Below are 15,472 nucleotides of genomic sequence, written 5' to 3'. Positions count from 1 at the left end.
TTTACGGACTGAAGCGTCCTGCGGTACGGGGCCGGGACGGCGCGCTTCACGTGCCCCGGGAGGGATTCGTGGGCGACGCCATCGGCCAGATGCCCAGCTCGGCGGCTGATATCGCCATCGGCCCCAGGAGATCAGCATGACCACAGCCGCCGCATCGGGCACACCTGCCGCTCCGGTCACGCCGGACTTCACGGACCGCGCCGACTTCGAGAACGCCGACCGGGGCTTCGTGGCCGGCCCGTCGTCCACGGCCATCAGCACCGACGACGGACGCGTGGTGTGGGATTTCGGGAGCACCGCTTTCCTGGACGGCGACTGCCCTGACACCGTCAATCCGAGCCTGTGGCGGCAGTCCCAGCTGTGCGCCCGCGCCGGCCTGTACCGGGTGACCGACGGCATCTACCAGATCCGCGGCTTCGATCTGTCGAACATGACTCTCATCGAGGGCGACACCGGTGTGATCGTCGTCGATCCGCTCATCTCCGCCGAGACCTCGGCGGCCGGCCTCGCGCTCTACCGCGAGCAGCGTGGCGACCGGCCCGTCACCGGCGTGCTCTTCACCCATTCGCACATCGACCACTTCGGCGGCATCCACGGCGTCGTCGGCCGGGGCGATGACGTACCGATCCTCGCCCCGCAGAGCTTCATGGAGCACTCGGTCACCGAGAACGTGTCCGTCGGCACGGCCATGCTGAGGCGCGGCGCCTACTACTCGGGCATGAACCTCGGCCGCGGCCCTACCGGACTGGTCGGGACTGGCCTCGGCTTCACGACCTCCACCGGAACCACCGGCATCCTCCCGGCCACCATCGAGATCACCGGTACCGGGCAGGTCGAGACGGTCGACGGCGTGGTGTTCCACTTCCAGCTGACGCCCGGCACCGAGGCGCCCGCGGAGATGAACTTCCATCTGCCTGAACACCGCGCCCTGTGCATGGCCGAGAACGCCACCCACACCCTGCACAACATCCTGTCGCTGCGCGGCGCCGCGGTCCGTGACGCCCGGATCTGGTCCCGCTGCCTCGATGAGGCCGTCCAGCTCTTCGGCTCCGAGAGCGACGTCCTGTTCGCCTCCTACCACTGGCCCACCTGGGGCACCGAGCGGCTCACCGCGTTCCTGTCGGAGCAGTGCGACCTGTACGCCTATCTGCACGACCAGACTCTGCGCCTGGCCAACCAGGGCCGCACCGGCACCGAGATCGCCGAACTGATCGAGCTGCCGCCCGGCCTCGCCCGCTCCTGGCACGCCCGCGGCTACTACGGTTCCGTCAGCCACAACGCGAAGGCGATCTACCAGCGCTACCTGGGCTGGTACGACGGCCACCCCTCCTCGCTCTGGGAGCACCCGCCGACCGAGTCCGCCCGCCGGTACGTCGACTGCATGGGCGGCGTCGACGCGGTGGTCGCCCGGGCCGGGCAGTACGTCTCCGAGGGCGATCTGCGGTTCGCCGCCCAGCTGCTCAAGCACGCGGTCTTCGCGGACCCCGACCACAGCGCGGCAAAGGAGCTGCTCGCGCGGACCTTCGAACGGCTCGCCCACGGTGCCGAGAACGCGACCTGGCGCAACTGCTATCTCATGGGCGCCCTCGAACTGCGCCAGGGCGTCACCAAGACGCCCCTGTCCGCCCGAGGCATGACCACCGCACTGAGCGTGGAGCAGATCTTCGACACGCTGGCCACCCGCGTCAACGGCCCCGAGGCATGGGATCACCGGGCCACTCTGGACTGGCACTTCACCGATCTGGGCGAGTGGTACCGCACCAGCCTGCGCAACGGCGCCCTCGTACCGACGAGAATGGATCCGGTGGAGACCGCCGTCGGCTTCGAAGGTGCCCCCGGATTCGAAGGCACCCCCGCCGACGTGACGTTCACCCTGACCCGGCCGCAGCTGCTGGACCTGCTGGCCGGGAAGGGGCTCGACACCATCGAGCACACCGGGGACATCGGCGCGCTCCGGACCCTGGTCTCGGTCCTGGACACCACCGACCCGGACTTCCCCATCGTGACGCCATGACCGCGCGCGACCCGGTGTTCCCGCTTCTTACGCTCCGGTGACGTGTCCGTACGGCAACGGAGCGGAGCGCGCCGGGCGACCTAACGTGGCGTCATGCGTGTACTGCTCACCGGCGGAGCCGGGTTCATCGGGGGACACATCGCCGAGGCGCTGGTCGCGCACGGCCATGAAGTGGTCGTGTTCGACGCGCTGCTGGAGTCGGCGCACGGTGGGGGTGCCCGCAGCGGCCGGGAAGGAATGATCGTCGCCGATGTACGGGACCGGGACGCCGTGGCCGATGCGCTGCGGGGCGTCGACGCGGTCTGCCACCAGGCCGCGATGGTCGGTCTGGGCAAGGACTTCGCGGACGCCCCTGAGTACGTCGGCTGCAACGACCTGGGGACGGCTGTCCTGCTGGCGGAGACGGCCCGGGCCGGGGTGCGCGATCTGGTGCTCGCCGGGTCGATGGTCGTGTACGGCGAGGGGCGGTACGACTGTCCCCGGCACGGGCAGGTCCGGCCCGGTCCGCGAGCCGTGGACGATCTGGCGGCGGGCCGGTTCGAACCGCGTTGCCCGCATTGCGGGAACGAGTTGACCCCGGGCCTGGTCGCCGAGGACGCGCCGGCCGATCCACGCAATGTGTACGCGGCGACGAAGCTCGCCCAGGAACATCTCGCCGCCGCGTGGGCGCGGGCGACGGGCGGCCGGGCGACGGCCCTGCGGTACCACAACGTGTACGGGCCGGGGATGCCGCGCGACACCCCGTACGCGGGTGTCGCGTCCTTCTTCCGCTCGTCGCTGGCCCGGGGCGAGGCACCGCAGGTCTTCGAGGACGGCTGCCAGCGGCGGGACTTCGTCCACGTACGCGACGTGGCGGCCGCCAACGCAGTGGCGATGGAGGCCGTGCGGGACCGGCCGGCCGGCAGCTTCACCGCGTACAACACGGGCAGCGGCGAACCGCACACGATCGGCGAGATGGCCGCGGCACTCGCCTCCGCGCACGGTGGCCCGGCACCGGAGATCACCGGTGGGTACCGGCTCGGGGACGTACGCCATGTGACGGCGGACTCGCGCCGGCTGCGGGAGGAGCTGGGCTGGCGGCCGGAGGTGGGGTTCGCGGAGGGGATGAAGGAGTTCGCGGAGGCGGAGCTGAGGTCGGGACCGGCGGGCGGTCGAGGACGGCCCGCTCATGCCTGAGCGGCCGCCGGGAGGGTGACCTCGAAGCAGCAGCCGCCCGTGACGTTGCGGACCTCCGCCCGGCCGTCGTGCGCCTCCACGATGCCGCGGACGATCGCCAGCCCGAGTCCCGCACCGGCGGGTGGCGTACGGGCGTGGCTGCCGCGCCAGCCCGTGTCGAAGACCCTCGGCAGGTCCTCCTCGGGGATGCCACCGCAGCCGTCCGTCACCGACAGCACCACCCCGCCGTCGGCGCGGCGAGCGGCCACCGCGACCGTGCCGTCGGCCGGCGTGCGGCGGATCGCGTTGATCAGGAGGTTCCCCAGGACCCGGCTCATCTCCTTGCTGTCGACCTCCACCGGCACGGCGTCGATACGGTCGCCGACGAGCCGCACCCCGTGCTCGCGCGCCAGCGGGTCCGCGCCCGCGAGGGCGTCGCCGACCAGGTCGTACGCGGAGATGCGGGTGGGGGTCAGGGTGAGCGATCCGGCGTGGATCCGGGAGAGTTCGAAGAGGTCGCCGACCATGTCGTTCATGCGTTCCACCTCGGTCCGTATCTGTCGCAGGTAGCGGCCGGAGTCGGCGGCCATGCCGTCCTCCAGCGCCTCCGACATGGCCCGCAGCCCGGCGAGCGGGGTCCGCAGATCGTGCGAGATCCATGCGACGAGCTCACGGCGCGACGTCTCCAGTGCGCGTTCGCGCTCCCGGGAGCTGTCGAGCTTGGCGCTGGTGGCCGCCAGTTCCTTTGCCAGGTAGGAGAGTTCGGCGGTCGCCTGCTCCTCGGGGGCGGCGAACGTACCGCCGTCGCCGAACGAACGGGCCGCGAGCGCCAGGTCCAGGCTCCTGGCAGCGATCCAGCGGCCCAGCAGCATCGCCGTGGCGAGGGACACCACGGCGGCCATGGCGACGACGGTCGTGACGACGGTCAGATCGTGCGCCGACAGGAACATCGCCCAGGCGACCGCGAGGGTCCCGGCGAGCATCGCGGTCACGGCGACGGCGGCGACGACGGCCAGCGACACGACGAGCGAACGGTGCCGGAAGAGGCGCAGGACCAGTGCACCGAGAAGCCCGGCCGCTGCGGCGCCCAGGAACGCGAGGAGCGCGATGAGGAGGAGGTCGGTCATGAGGGGTCCGCATCCGTGGTCGGGGCGCCCGGCGGGGCGGTTCTCGTGCCGTCCGCGCGGGCCGGGACCGGGGCCGGGTCCAGGCGGTAGCCCACGCCCCACACCGTCTGGATCAGCTGCGGACGGGCCGGATCCGTCTCGACCTTGCCACGCAGCCGCCGGACGTGGACCGTCACCGTCGACAGGTCCCCGAAGTCCCACCCCCAGACCTCCCGCATCAGTTCCTCCCGGGTGAACACCCGGCCGGGATGGCGCAGGAAGAAGGTCAGGAGGTCGAACTCCCGGAGGGTGAGGGCGAGCTCGCGGCCGTCCCGCACCGCGCGGCGGGCCACGGGATCGAGACGGAGTCCGGCGCACTCCAGCGGGGCCCCGGCGGCAGCCGCGCCGGGCGCCGCTCCCCGGCCGCGGCGCAGCACCGCATCGACGCGCAGCACGAGCTCACGCGGGCTGAACGGCTTGGTGACGTAGTCGTCCGCGCCCGTCTCCAGGCCCAGGATGCGGTCGTCCTCGTCGCCGCGTGCCGTCAGCATGATGACCGGCACACGGCCGTGCGCCCGCATCCTGCGGCAGACCTCGAAGCCGTCCATTCCGGGCAGCATCAGATCGAGGACGACCAGGTCCGGGCGGCGCGCCGTGAAGCACTCCAGCGCCGCCGGACCGTCGCCGGCCCGCCGGACGTCGTAACCCGCCCGGTCCAGATAGCCGACGACCACCTCGGCGACCGTCGGATCGTCGTCCACGACGAGGACATGGCCACGCGGAACGCCGGGGGCGGTGCCGGGACCCGGGGCGTCCGGGATGTTCTCCATACAGCCACTTTGGCATCCCGGCTGCCGGGAGAGCCGGTCGGCCGTCCGCCGAAGGGCCGACGTCCGGCTTTCGTAAGAACCTGATGCCCGAAATGCCGGTTTCTGCTCCGTAGGGTGAGCGAGGTGACCGACTCCTTCCGCACTCAGTCCCCGCGCGCCGATGTGGTCCTGCCCTGTCTGAACGAGGCCGCGGCGCTGCCCCGGGTACTGGCCGGCATCCCGTACGGCTGGCGCGCCATCGTCGTCGACAACGGCTCCACCGACGGATCGGCGGACCTCGCCCGCTCCCTCGGGGCGACCGTCGTGCACGAGCCGCGGCGCGGCTTCGGCGCCGCGTGCCATGCCGGTCTGCTCGCCGCCGGGGCGGAGTTCGTCTGCTTCTGCGACTGCGACGGCTCGCTCGACCCGGGGCTGCTGCCCGGCTTCGTAGGCCGGATCGCCGACGGGGACACGGATCTGCTGCTGGGCCGCCGGCGCCCCGAGGGCCGCGGCGCCTGGCCCCTGCACGCCCGCGCGGGGAACCTGGCGCTCGCCCGCATGCTGCGCCGCCGGACAGGCCTGCGCCTGCACGACCTCGGTCCGATGCGGGCCGGGCGCCGGGCGGACCTGCTGGCATTGGACCTCACCGACCGGCGCAGCGGCTACCCGCTGCAGATGGTGGTACGCGCGTCGGACGCCGGGCTGCGGGTCGCGGAGACGGATGTCCCCTACCTCCCGCGCACCGGCAGATCCAAGGTGACCGGCACCTGGCGGGGAACGTGGCAGGCGGTACGCGACATGCGCGCCGTCCTGCGCGAGCCGCCGGGAACCATGTCGCCACGGGCGGTACGCCCGGGGGCGTCCCGATGAGCGTGGCGCCCGCCCGCCGCGGCGTCGCGCCGGGCCCCACCACGCTCCTCGTGATCGCCAAGGAACCGCTGCCCGGCCTCGTCAAGACGCGGCTGACCCCGCCCTTCACCCCCGCCGAAGCCGCGCAGCTCGCCGAGGCGGCGCTCAGTGACACGCTGCGCACGGCGCTCTCGCTGCCGGCCCGGCGGCGCGTCCTCGTGCTCGACGGACGGCCCGGCCCCTGGCTGCCACCCGGCATCGAAGTCGTCGCGCAGTCCACCGGCCGCCTCGACGAACGGCTCGCGGCGGCGTTCGGCGGCTGTGCCGGACCGGCGTTGCTCATCGGCATGGACACCCCTCAGATCACCGCCGCCGATCTGACGCCCGCGCTCTCCCCGGACGCCTGGGACGGGTGCGACGCCTGGTTCGGGCCCGCCGACGACGGCGGCTTCTGGGCGCTGGGCCTGGCCGCACCCGACCCGGACCTGGTGCTCGGCGTGCCCATGTCCACCCCGGAGACCGGCACCGTCCAGCGGCGCCGGCTCGTCGACGCGGGGCTGACCGTGCGCGATCTGCCGCCGCTGCGGGACGTGGACACCGCGGCTGACGCCGCGCACGTCGCAGCTGCCGCACCGCACGGACGGTTCGCCTCGACCCTCGCCCGGCTGACCGGGGCGGCGAGCCGATGAGCGGGACGGTGCCGAACCGCTCGGTGCTGACTCCCGTGACCCCGGACACCCGGCACCCGGACACCGAACACCCCGGCACCGTGCATCCGGACATCGCCCCGTGGAGCACCGACCCGTACGCCGACGCGCTGCGCAACGGCCACGGTCCGCTCTTCCTCCGCCGCACGGACGGCTGGCTGCTCCCCCTGGACGTCGAGCGCTGGTGCGGGGGCGCCGACGCCGCCGACCTGTCAGCGCTGCACCGCTGCGAAGGGCCGGTCCTCGACATCGGCTGCGGGCCCGGCCGCCTCGTCGCGGAACTGGCCGCCCGCGGCCACCGTGCGCTCGGCATCGACGTGAGCGAGACGGCCGTCGCCCACACGCTGCGGATCGGCGGCTCGGCGCTGCGCCGTTCCGTCTTCGACCCGCTGCCCGGCGAGGGCCGCTGGGGCACCGTCCTGCTCATCGACGGCAACATCGGCATCGGCGGCGACCCGCACGGCCTCCTGCTGCGCACCGCGGAGCTGCTCGCCCCCGGCGGTCTGCTCATCGCGGAGACCGTGTCGCCGGACATCGACGAGCGGGTCCAGGTCCGGTTGTACGACGGACGCCGCGCACCCGACGGGGCCGGCGGGCCGGACCGTGCCGATGCCGGGGACGGGCACTTCCCGTGGGCCAGGATCGGCACCCCTGCCCTGCTGCGGTACGCGCAGCCGAACGGCTGGCACCCGGTCGATCAGTGGGTGGCGGACGACCGCCCCTTCGTCGCCCTGCGCCGCGACCGGAGGGTCCGGACCATGAGCCAGAGCGCCGACGCCGCGAACAGCACAGCTGTGATCAGCAGCCAGTTCCCGAGGAAGACGTCGGGGGACAGTCCGCTCGCCGGCTCGTAGTGCTTCGCCTGCCTGGTGATCAGCGGGAACCACATCAGCAGGAGCAGCCCGGACAGGAAGGCCGGTACGCGGACGAAGTTGACCAGGCCGGAGCGCGGCCCGAGCGCCACGCGTACGACCCGGTCCGCCGTCGCGTACACCGGCAGCAGCACCAGGTCGTGCAGCAGCGCCGACCCGACGAACCACACCACCACGGCGAACGTGTCCCCCTCCAGCAGCCGCACTCCCGCATAGCCAGCGAGCGCGAACGTGGCGGCCAGCAGGACGAGTTGCAGCGGCCCTTCCCCGTACCAACGCCTGAAGACCGCCCCCGGTCCGGTCGCCTTCGTCCGCTTCGTCCGCTCTCCGGTGCGCTCGCCGCTCCGTCTCATCACAGCTCTCCGAACGTCAGCCGGGTCACCCATTTGGTGTTCAGCACACCGGGCGCGGCCGGCACGATGATCCGTGCCGGAAACCCGTGATCCGGCGACAGTGTCTCGCCGTTGACCTCCAGCGCCAGCAGCGAGCGCGGGTCGCGCACCTGGTTGTCCCGCAGTGCCGCCTTGCGGAACGGTCCGCTGCGCTGCACCGACTCGACGAGCACTCCCGGCGGCCGGTCCGGATACCCCGCGAGCGCCGCCAGGTCCCGCAGCCGCACTCCGCGCCACCACTGGTCCGAGGTCGACCAGCCCTCCACGCAGGCGATCGGCAGCGCCGCGCTGTACTGGTCCATGGCCAGCAGCTGTTCCCGGGTGAACGTGAGTTCCCCGACAGGGCCTTGGACGCTCAGCTGCCACCGTTCCCCCGTATCGGCCGGGGTGACCCGGACGGACGCGGCCGTCTTGTTGATCTGGAACCCGTTGGGTCCCGATCCGGGGTCGGCGACCCCGCGCGGGGTGAGGAGAGCGGTGCTCCGCAGCGCGTCGAAACTCCGGCCCACCGAGGTGACCAGCAGGAGCAGCGATCCGGCGCCCACCATGGCGAAAGCGCCGCGCCGGGAGATGGTGGGCGCGTCGGGGGCGGGGGCCGCCAGCTCATCCACTTCACCGCGCAGTCCCCCGCTGCGCAGCACCCGTACGGCCCGTGGGAGCTTCAGCCCGACATGGGCGACGAACCCGGCGAAGAACACCCACGCGCCGTAGAAGTGCAGCGGATAGAACGACCCCGGAAACACGTACTCCAGCTGGATGTTGAGCAGCCCCGTGAGGAACTCGAACAGTGCCCCGCCGACGAGCAGCAGCAACGAGACCCGTTCCAACGCATGCCCCACCGACCGGGCCGGCGGCAGCGCGAAGAGTTTCGGGATCACCGACCACAGCTTCGCCAGCAGCACCGGTACGAGCACGATGCCGCCCGTGACATGCACTCCCTGGTCCAGCCGGTACAGCCAGTGCGGCCCGGTCGGCCAGGCGAAGAGGTAGAACCCCAGCAGCCCCTTGCCCGGCGTCTTGTCGTTGACCGCGGCGAGATTCGGGTTGTACGCGGCGTACGACAGCAGACCCGTCACGAACACCAGCGTCAGCCCGACGAGGAGGACGAGACCGAGCACCGCCGTGAACCGGACACCGCGCACCGGACTGCGCCAGAACCCGGGCGCGGAAGGCAGCCGTTCCAGGACTCGGGACCGGTCCGGGAACGACGGGAACGGGATGCGGGATGCTCTGCCGTGTCGTGTGTCGCCCATGCCCCGAAGCTATGCCCGGGCTGCCGGACCCGGGCCCGCACGACTCCTGACGAAACGCTGACGTCACTCCCCGCGACGGCCAACCGGGCCAAGATCTCCGGGCCGGATCTGACAGTTCGGTGACGTGGCCCGGCGGCACCGCCCGCAGCCGCCCCACCCTGCATAGCGTGCCTACGTGAAGACCGAGGAACGCACCACCGGCCACCACCCCCCGCAGCAGCGCACCACCGGCCGCCGCGGCGATCTGATCGCCGCCGCCGCGGGTGTCCTGCTCGTCACCGCGGCCGTCCTGATCGGGCGAGCGATCCAGGACGCCGACGGAACCCTGGTCGCCCACTGGCCGCCTCTGCTGGCGTCCTGGTATCCGCACACCGGCCCCGGCACCGCGGCCGCCGTCGTCGTCGCCGCGGCCGTCGTCGCGTACGGGCCGGGCCTCGCCGACCGGCTGCCCTGGCGGGGCCTGCTCGCCACCGCGTGGGGCGCCTCCCTCGTCTGGATCCTCTCGCTGGCGATGATCGACGGCTGGGGCCGGGGCATCGCCGACCGGCTCACCACGAAGCACGAATATCTCCAGGTCATCAGCCGATTCGGCGATATCGGGGCGGCCCTGCACGGCTTCACCGGCCACATCCTGAGCGGCCGTCCGGACAACTGGCCCGCGCATGTCGCCGGTCATCCGCCGGGCGCCACGCTCACTTTCGTCCTGCTGGACCGGATCGGACTGGGCGGCGGCGGATGGGCCGGTGTGTGGTGCATCGTGCTCGGTGGCTCCGCGGTGGTCGCGGCGCTGGTCGCGGTGCGCGCCCTGGCCGACGAACGCCTGGCGCGGGGCGCCGCGCCGTTCCTCGTCCTCGCGCCGATGGCGGTCTGGACGGGAGCCTCGGCGGACGGCTACTTCGCCGCGGTCGCCGCATGGTCGGTCGCGCTCCTCGCCCTGGCGGCGACGCGCCGGCCCCACAGCCCCCGCCCCGCCGCCGCGGCCGCCGCCCTCGGTTCCGGGCTGCTCTACGGCCTGACCTGCTATCTCTCGTACGGTCTGACGCTCATCGCGCTCCTGCTCCTCACCGTCCTCCTCCTGACCCGCACGGCCCGCCCCGTGCCCCTCTTCCTTCTCGGGGCGCTCGTCGTCCCCGTCGCGTTCACCCTGGCGGGCTTCAACTGGTGGGAGGGGTACCGGCTGCTGGTCGAGCGGTACTACCAGGGGGCGGGCGGGACCCGTCCGTACTCCTACTGGGTCTGGGCGAACCTCGCGGCCACCACGGTCTCCGCCGGTCTCGCCACGGTCGCCGGCCTCCGCCGGGCCGCGGCCGGTGCCCCGGGATCCGTACGCACCCTGCGCACCGGCACCACCTCCGCCCGGCACCGGCTGATCCTCCTCACCCTGGCCGCGCTCCTCGCTCTCCTCGTCGCGGATCTGTCCGGGATGAGCAAGGCGGAGACGGAACGCATCTGGCAGCCGTTCGTCCTCTGGCTCCTGCCCGCCGCCACGCTGCTTCCCCCGGACACCCGACGCGGCTGGCTGATCGCGCAGGGCCTCGTCGCCCTGCTGGTCAACCACCTGCTCTGGACGGGGTGGTAACGGAGTGCCACGTGACCGAGCAGGGTCCTTGAACCGATCGCGCACCGGGTACAGGTGACCCGTGCCGACATTCGAGATCACCACAGCAAGCGCCGACGACATCGAGATGCTGGGAGAGTGGGCCCACGCCGAGGGCTGGAACCCGGGCCGGACCGACGGCCACGCCTTCTTCGCCACCGACCCGCGCGGCTTCCTCATCGGCCGGCTCGACGGTGCGCCTGTTTCCTCCGTCTCCGTCGTCCGGTACGGCTCCGGCTTCGGGTTCCTGGGCTTCTATCTCACCCGCCCGGAACTTCGCGGCCAGGGTTACGGCATCCAGGTCTGGCGCGCCGGAATGGACCGGCTCGCCGGGCGCAACATCGGGCTCGACGGCGTCGTCGCCCAGCAGGCCAACTACCGGAAGTCCGGATTCCGCTCTGCCTGGACGAACATGCGGTGGGTCGGCCGGCCGGCCGCGGACATCGGCGTACCGCCCGGCCTCACGCTCGTCGACGCCCGCTCGCTCCCCTTCGACCGGCTGGCCGTCTACGACCGCCGCTTCTTCCCCGCCGAGCGCGACAGCTTTCTCGCCCCGTGGATCGCCGCACCGGGGCGCACCGCCCTCGCCGCCCTCGGTGACGACGAGGAGTTGCGGGGGTTCGCCGTGATGCGTCCCTGCCGTACGTCGTCGCGCATCGGCCCTCTCCACGCTTCGTCGCCCGAAGTGGCCGCCGCGCTGGTGAGCGCACTGTCGGCCACCGCACCGGACACCGAGATCGCCGTCGACGTACCCGACATCAACCCGACGGCGGTCACACTCGCCGAACAGCTCGGCCTCGCACCGTCGTTCGAGACGGCCCGCATGTACACGGGCCCGATGCCTGACATCGACCACACCGGGCTGTTCGGCATCACCAGCCTGGAACTCGGCTGACCCCGGGGCCGGCTATCGCCGGAGCTTCTCCAGCACCCGGTCGCGGAGCAGTTCGTACTCCTCGCGCAGCCGTACGATCTCCGCCGGCCGGGGTATCACCGTGCCGCCCGAGACGATCTCCTCCGGCCCGAACTGCTCCCGCGTGAGGTCGATATCCACACCCATGCCCAGCCGGTTCCACCAGTGGAAGTCCGTGCGCTCGCCGTGCACCCGGACCTCGCCGCGGATCAGCTCGCCGCCCAGCAGGTCGTTGAGCACCATGGCGGTGACCCCGCACTGGTCGCGGGCCGGATTGTCGGCCGTCCAGTGCGGCCGGTGGCCGGGTGTGGCCGTGTCGGCACCCCAACTGGCGCGGACGGCGGCTTCGATGTCGGCGAGAAGCAGCGGCTTCGAGGACTCCATGACACCGATCCTCGCAGCGACCACTGACAACCCCTGGAGAATGTCCTGCTCCGGGGCCGGGAGCCGGGAGCCGGCCTGATGGAGGCCAGCGGCCGGCCGCGCGGTCCGTCACGAGCGGCGCACGGTCGCGGCGCGCAGCCGGTCGTAGTCCAGCGTGCCGTCCGAAGCCGGTGCGTCCAGCGGCAGCCGGAGGGCGGCGTCGACCGCCGCCGGGAGCGCGGACAGTCCCAGCAGACCCCTCACCAGCCCGGTCGTCATCGTGTGCCACGCCCGGGCCCGGCGGAGCATCGCATGGTCGCTGGCGCGGATCGTCACCAGACAGGAGCGGGCACCCGCCCGGCGGGCCCGGGTGGCGAGGGACTGGGAGGCCTGGGGGCTCGTCACACGGTCACGGTTGCTGTGCAGCAGGACGACGTCCCGGTCCGCGAGTTGGGTGACCGGATCACCGGGCGGACACCACGGCGCGAGGCCGACCACTCCTCGCACCAGGGGATGCCCGGCCGCGCGCAGGGCGGCCCGGGCGCCCATCGAGTGCCCGACGAGCACGACCGGCACCTCGCCGAACTCGCGCCGCACGCCGTCCAGCGCACGTACGGCATCGTGCAGGGCATCCTCCCGGGACCCGTTCCACCCGCGGTGTCCGTACCGGACCTCCCGTACCGCCACATCCACCGGTTCGGCTCGGGTCCCACGGACCACGCCCCGCGCGAACGGCCGCATGCGCAGGGCCGGAAGGTTCAACGGCCCGGGCGGGGGCGGCCCCAGACCCGTCTCGCGCCCGCCGTGCAGGAGGAGCACCGCCGCCGACGGTGGTCGCCGATCCGCCATGCGTACCTCCTGGTCGCGGGAGCCACCACCGTACCGAGCATGCTGTACCCAGACATCGCCGAACGCCGTACACCCGTCGCTCACAAGGGGACCCGCCATGGGATCGTCACCACAAGTCGGCCAGCCCGTCCAGGACTTCACACTGCCGGGCGGAACTCTCACCGGAGACACGTTCGAACGCAGCGACTACACACTCTCGGCCGCCCGCGGCCGTACCGTCGTGCTCGCCTTCTACCCCGGCGACAACACGACCGTCTGCACCAAGCAGCTCTGCTCGTACTCCTCCGGCATGGAGACCTTCACCGGTCTCGACGCGGAGGTCTGGGGAATCAGTCCACAGGGTGTGGACAGCCATGAGTCGTTCGCCCGCACATACGGGCTGCGGATGCCGCTGCTCGCGGACACCGGGCGGGAGATCGCGCGGGCGTACGGGATCACGGCGCCCGGGATCGGGGTGCGCCGAGCCGTGTTCCTGATCGGGCCGGACGGAGTGCTGCGATGGAAGCATGTCGCGGTCCTCGGGGCCACCTTCCAGTCCCTGGACACGCTCGCCGAGCACATCGCCGGCATCAAGAGCCCGACGGGCGGTTCCGCTTCACCCACTCCCGAGGAGCCGGCCGACGACGGCGGGACCGGGACCACCGGCTGACGGCGCCACCCACCCCACGTGCCCGGCGGCGAGCAGGAAGCCGCCGGGCACGGCTGTGTCCGGGCCCCGGCCGCCTCCTGCGGCCGCGCGCCGATCGGCACGGCGCGGGAGGGCACTGCGGGGGTCCGTGACGCGTGTCCCGCAAGCGGCGGAAGTCTCCGGTTAAGGTAATGGGACGTTAAAGAGATCGCCAAGTGCGTCGCTGTGCCGTCGTGCGCCTCGGGAGGAAGCCATGGGAACCCACCGGACCACGCTGCCCGGAGTCGGTGTGCAGTACGACTACACCACCGAGTCGGGACAACACATTTCGGTCGTCGTCCACCACGACGGGCGGCGGTTCATCGGCTTCTACGAGCGCGACGACCCCGATTCGTGCCGGCTCTCCGTGCCGCTGACTCCACAGGAGGCCACCGCACTCGCGCATCTCATCGACGCCGCGCCCATCGATGCCGTACGGACCGAGGGAATCGATCTCGTCACCGAGCACATACCGCTCGGGTCGCGCTCCCGCTACGGCGGGCGGCTGCTGGGGGACACCCGGGCGCGGACGCGGACCGGGGCGTCGATCGTGGCCGTGCTGCGGACGCACAGTGCGCACCCGTCGCCGGGGCCGGACTTCCGGCTGGCCATCGGGGACACGCTGGTCGTCGTCGGTACACGTGAGGGCGTCGACGCGCTCTCCGAGATCATTGCGGAGGGCTGACCGTGCACGACACGACCGCACTGCTGGTGGAGCTCGGCTCCGTCATTCTGGGGCTCGGGATCATCGGGCGGTTCGCCGGGCGGATAGGGCTCTCGCCGATTCCGCTCTATCTGCTGGCCGGCCTGGCGTTCGGCGACGGGGGTCTGCTGCCCCTCGGGGCCAGCGAGGAGTTCACCGCCGTCGGCGCCGAGATCGGCGTCATTCTGCTGCTGCTCCTGCTGGGGCTGGAGTACAGCGCGTCCGAGCTCGTGACCAGCTTGAAGACGCAATATCCGTCCGGGGTCGTCGACTTCGTACTCAACGCGACACCGGGCGCGGTGGCTGCGCTGCTGCTCGGGTGGGGGCCCGTCGGGGCCGTCGCACTGGCCGGGGTCACCTGGATCTCCTCGTCCGGCGTCATCGCGAAGGTACTCACCGATCTGGGGCGGCTGGGCAACCGGGAGACGCCCGTCATTCTCGGGGTTCTCGTCATCGAGGACCTGTCGATGGCCGTGTATCTGCCACTGCTCACCGCGATGCTCGCCGGCGTCGGCCTGGCCGGCGGCAGCATCGCCCTGCTGGTCGCACTCGGCACCGTCGGGTTCGTGCTGTACCTGGCGCTGCGGCACGGCCGGCTCATCAGCCGGGCCGTGTCCTCCGACAATCCGGAGATGCTGCTCCTCGTCGTCCTCGGGCTGACCGTCCTGGTGGCCGGGGTCGCCCAGCAGTTGCAGGTCTCCGCGGCGGTCGGGGCGTTCCTCGTCGGGATCGCGCTTTCGGGGGAGGTGGCGGAGGGCGCCCGCAAGCTGCTGACTCCGCTGCGCGATCTGTTCGCCGCCGTCTTCTTCGTGTTCTTCGGCCTCTCCACCGATCCGGCCCAGATCCCGCCCGTGCTGCTGCCGGCCCTGCTGCTGGCCGTCGTCACCGTCTTCACCAAGATCGGCACCGGGTGGTACGCGGCCCGGCGCGCCGGGATCGGGTCGCCCGGGCGGTGGCGGGCCGGGGGCACGCTCGTGGCGCGCGGTGAGTTCTCCATCGTCATCGCCGGTCTGGCCGTGGCGACCGAGCCCCGGATCGGGCCCATCGCCACCGCGTACGTCCTGATCCTGGTGATCGTCGGTCCGCTTACCGCCCGCTGGACCCAGCCCGTCGTGGCCCGGATCCGGAAGCGGCGGCACCGTGGGGGCGGTGTTCCCGGTGGCGGCGTGCCGGTCGCTCACGAGGAGCTTCCGGTCGTGGAGCGCGCCTCGGCCGTCGACTGA

General features: G+C 72.3%; 15 protein-coding genes. 10 read left to right on the top strand and 5 right to left on the bottom strand.

What is annotated here, in order from left to right; all coding sequences use genetic code 11:
• Nucleotides 1-136 precede the first annotated feature (136 nt).
• Nucleotides 137-2,014: an alkyl/aryl-sulfatase gene (locus ACIA8E_RS35885; RefSeq protein ID WP_399304659.1), complete on the top strand. Its 1,878-nt coding sequence runs from the start codon at nucleotides 137-139 to the stop codon at nucleotides 2,012-2,014.
• 93 nt (nucleotides 2,015-2,107) lie between these two features.
• On the top strand, nucleotides 2,108-3,190 hold the full coding sequence (locus ACIA8E_RS35880) for an NAD-dependent epimerase/dehydratase family protein (protein WP_399304657.1): 1,083 nt from the start codon (nucleotides 2,108-2,110) through the stop codon (nucleotides 3,188-3,190).
• Here the strand turns inward: ACIA8E_RS35880 and ACIA8E_RS35875 are convergent.
• Nucleotides 3,181-4,296 (bottom strand): sensor histidine kinase, encoded by a 1,116-nt coding sequence (locus tag ACIA8E_RS35875; protein WP_399304655.1) that lies wholly within the window; start codon nucleotides 4,294-4,296, stop codon nucleotides 3,181-3,183. The genes ACIA8E_RS35880 and ACIA8E_RS35875 overlap by 10 nt on opposite strands.
• Complete coding sequence (locus ACIA8E_RS35870; protein ID WP_399304653.1) at nucleotides 4,293-5,105, bottom strand: response regulator transcription factor; 813 nt, start codon at nucleotides 5,103-5,105, stop codon at nucleotides 4,293-4,295. Before ACIA8E_RS35870 ends, ACIA8E_RS35875 begins: the two co-directional genes overlap by 4 nt.
• Before the next feature lie 123 nt (nucleotides 5,106-5,228).
• Here ACIA8E_RS35870 and ACIA8E_RS35865 point away from each other — a divergent pair, with 123 nt between their 5' ends.
• Genes ACIA8E_RS35865 through ACIA8E_RS35855 form a run of 3 tightly spaced genes read left to right on the top strand, consistent with a single transcriptional unit; the run spans nucleotide 5,229 to nucleotide 7,494 of the window.
• Nucleotides 5,229-5,954 carry a glycosyltransferase family 2 protein gene (locus ACIA8E_RS35865; protein ID WP_399304651.1) on the top strand — a complete coding sequence of 242 codons (726 nt, stop codon included), beginning with the start codon at nucleotides 5,229-5,231 and terminating at the stop codon, nucleotides 5,952-5,954.
• Nucleotides 5,951-6,622 (top strand): DUF2064 domain-containing protein, encoded by a 672-nt coding sequence (locus ACIA8E_RS35860; RefSeq protein ID WP_399304649.1) that lies wholly within the window; start codon nucleotides 5,951-5,953, stop codon nucleotides 6,620-6,622. The genes ACIA8E_RS35865 and ACIA8E_RS35860 overlap by 4 nt, the downstream gene beginning before the upstream one ends.
• A complete protein-coding gene (locus tag ACIA8E_RS35855) occupies nucleotides 6,619-7,494 on the top strand; it encodes a class I SAM-dependent methyltransferase (protein WP_399304647.1) in 876 nt (291 codons plus the stop codon). Before ACIA8E_RS35860 ends, ACIA8E_RS35855 begins: the two co-directional genes overlap by 4 nt.
• 370 nt (nucleotides 7,495-7,864) lie before the next feature.
• On the opposite strand, the gene ACIA8E_RS35850 is transcribed toward ACIA8E_RS35855, so the two are convergent.
• The gene (locus ACIA8E_RS35850; protein ID WP_399304645.1) at nucleotides 7,865-9,157 is read right to left on the bottom strand and encodes a molybdopterin-dependent oxidoreductase; all 1,293 of its coding nucleotides are present in this window, start codon (nucleotides 9,155-9,157) and stop codon (nucleotides 7,865-7,867) included.
• A gap of 175 nt (nucleotides 9,158-9,332) precedes the next feature.
• On the opposite strand from ACIA8E_RS35850, the gene ACIA8E_RS35845 reads away from it, so the two are divergent.
• Together ACIA8E_RS35845 and ACIA8E_RS35840 are read left to right on the top strand one after the other, a co-directional pair.
• Nucleotides 9,333-10,736, top strand: a complete 1,404-nt coding sequence (locus ACIA8E_RS35845) for a hypothetical protein (protein WP_399304643.1) — start codon at nucleotides 9,333-9,335, stop codon at nucleotides 10,734-10,736.
• A gap of 61 nt (nucleotides 10,737-10,797) precedes the next feature.
• A complete protein-coding gene (locus ACIA8E_RS35840) occupies nucleotides 10,798-11,649 on the top strand; it encodes a GNAT family N-acetyltransferase (RefSeq protein ID WP_399304641.1) in 852 nt (283 codons plus the stop codon).
• 12 nt (nucleotides 11,650-11,661) lie between these two features.
• Here ACIA8E_RS35840 and ACIA8E_RS35835 read toward each other — a convergent pair whose 3' ends face one another.
• Both ACIA8E_RS35835 and ACIA8E_RS35830 read right to left on the bottom strand, forming a co-directional pair.
• Nucleotides 11,662-12,051 (bottom strand): hypothetical protein, encoded by a 390-nt coding sequence (locus tag ACIA8E_RS35835; RefSeq protein WP_399304639.1) that lies wholly within the window; start codon nucleotides 12,049-12,051, stop codon nucleotides 11,662-11,664.
• Between the two features lie 108 nt (nucleotides 12,052-12,159).
• On the bottom strand, nucleotides 12,160-12,879 hold the full coding sequence (locus ACIA8E_RS35830) for a serine aminopeptidase domain-containing protein (RefSeq protein ID WP_399304637.1): 720 nt from the start codon (nucleotides 12,877-12,879) through the stop codon (nucleotides 12,160-12,162).
• 97 nt (nucleotides 12,880-12,976) lie between these two features.
• Between ACIA8E_RS35830 and ACIA8E_RS35825 the strand changes: the two genes are divergently transcribed.
• The 3 genes from ACIA8E_RS35825 (at nucleotide 12,977) to ACIA8E_RS35815 (ending at nucleotide 15,472) form a co-directional block, all read left to right on the top strand.
• The gene (locus tag ACIA8E_RS35825) at nucleotides 12,977-13,528 is read left to right on the top strand and encodes a peroxiredoxin (protein WP_399304635.1); all 552 of its coding nucleotides are present in this window, start codon (nucleotides 12,977-12,979) and stop codon (nucleotides 13,526-13,528) included.
• A gap of 232 nt (nucleotides 13,529-13,760) precedes the next feature.
• Nucleotides 13,761-14,231, top strand: a complete 471-nt coding sequence (locus ACIA8E_RS35820; protein ID WP_399304633.1) for a cation:proton antiporter regulatory subunit — start codon at nucleotides 13,761-13,763, stop codon at nucleotides 14,229-14,231.
• 2 nt (nucleotides 14,232-14,233) lie between these two features.
• Nucleotides 14,234-15,472 carry a cation:proton antiporter gene (locus ACIA8E_RS35815; protein WP_327125977.1) on the top strand — a complete coding sequence of 413 codons (1,239 nt, stop codon included), beginning with the start codon at nucleotides 14,234-14,236 and terminating at the stop codon, nucleotides 15,470-15,472.

The sequence above is a fragment of the Streptomyces sp. NPDC051664 genome (genome assembly GCF_044453545.1).
GTDB lineage: Bacteria > Actinomycetota > Actinomycetes > Streptomycetales > Streptomycetaceae > Streptomyces.
Note: the sequence above shows the minus strand (reverse complement) of the source record. Positions and strands in the feature narration are given on the sequence as shown.

Bases quoted from the DNA above. Each gene is read 5' to 3' on its own strand.
- ACIA8E_RS35875 (WP_399304655.1), bottom strand. From the start codon at position 4,296: ATGACCGACCTCCTCCTCATCGCGCTCCTCGCGTTCCTGGGCGCCGCA.
- ACIA8E_RS35850 (WP_399304645.1), bottom strand. From the start codon at position 9,157: ATGGGCGACACACGACACGGCAGAGCATCCCGCATCCCGTTCCCGTCG.
- ACIA8E_RS35855 (WP_399304647.1), top strand. From the start codon at position 6,619: ATGAGCGGGACGGTGCCGAACCGCTCGGTGCTGACTCCCGTGACCCCG.
- ACIA8E_RS35880 (WP_399304657.1), top strand. From the start codon at position 2,108: ATGCGTGTACTGCTCACCGGCGGAGCCGGGTTCATCGGGGGACACATC.
- ACIA8E_RS35885 (WP_399304659.1), top strand. From the start codon at position 137: ATGACCACAGCCGCCGCATCGGGCACACCTGCCGCTCCGGTCACGCCG.
- ACIA8E_RS35830 (WP_399304637.1), bottom strand. From the start codon at position 12,879: ATGGCGGATCGGCGACCACCGTCGGCGGCGGTGCTCCTCCTGCACGGC.
- ACIA8E_RS35870 (WP_399304653.1), bottom strand. From the start codon at position 5,105: ATGGAGAACATCCCGGACGCCCCGGGTCCCGGCACCGCCCCCGGCGTT.
- ACIA8E_RS35820 (WP_399304633.1), top strand. From the start codon at position 13,761: ATGGGAACCCACCGGACCACGCTGCCCGGAGTCGGTGTGCAGTACGAC.
- ACIA8E_RS35825 (WP_399304635.1), top strand. From the start codon at position 12,977: ATGGGATCGTCACCACAAGTCGGCCAGCCCGTCCAGGACTTCACACTG.
- ACIA8E_RS35860 (WP_399304649.1), top strand. From the start codon at position 5,951: ATGAGCGTGGCGCCCGCCCGCCGCGGCGTCGCGCCGGGCCCCACCACG.
- ACIA8E_RS35835 (WP_399304639.1), bottom strand. From the start codon at position 12,051: ATGGAGTCCTCGAAGCCGCTGCTTCTCGCCGACATCGAAGCCGCCGTC.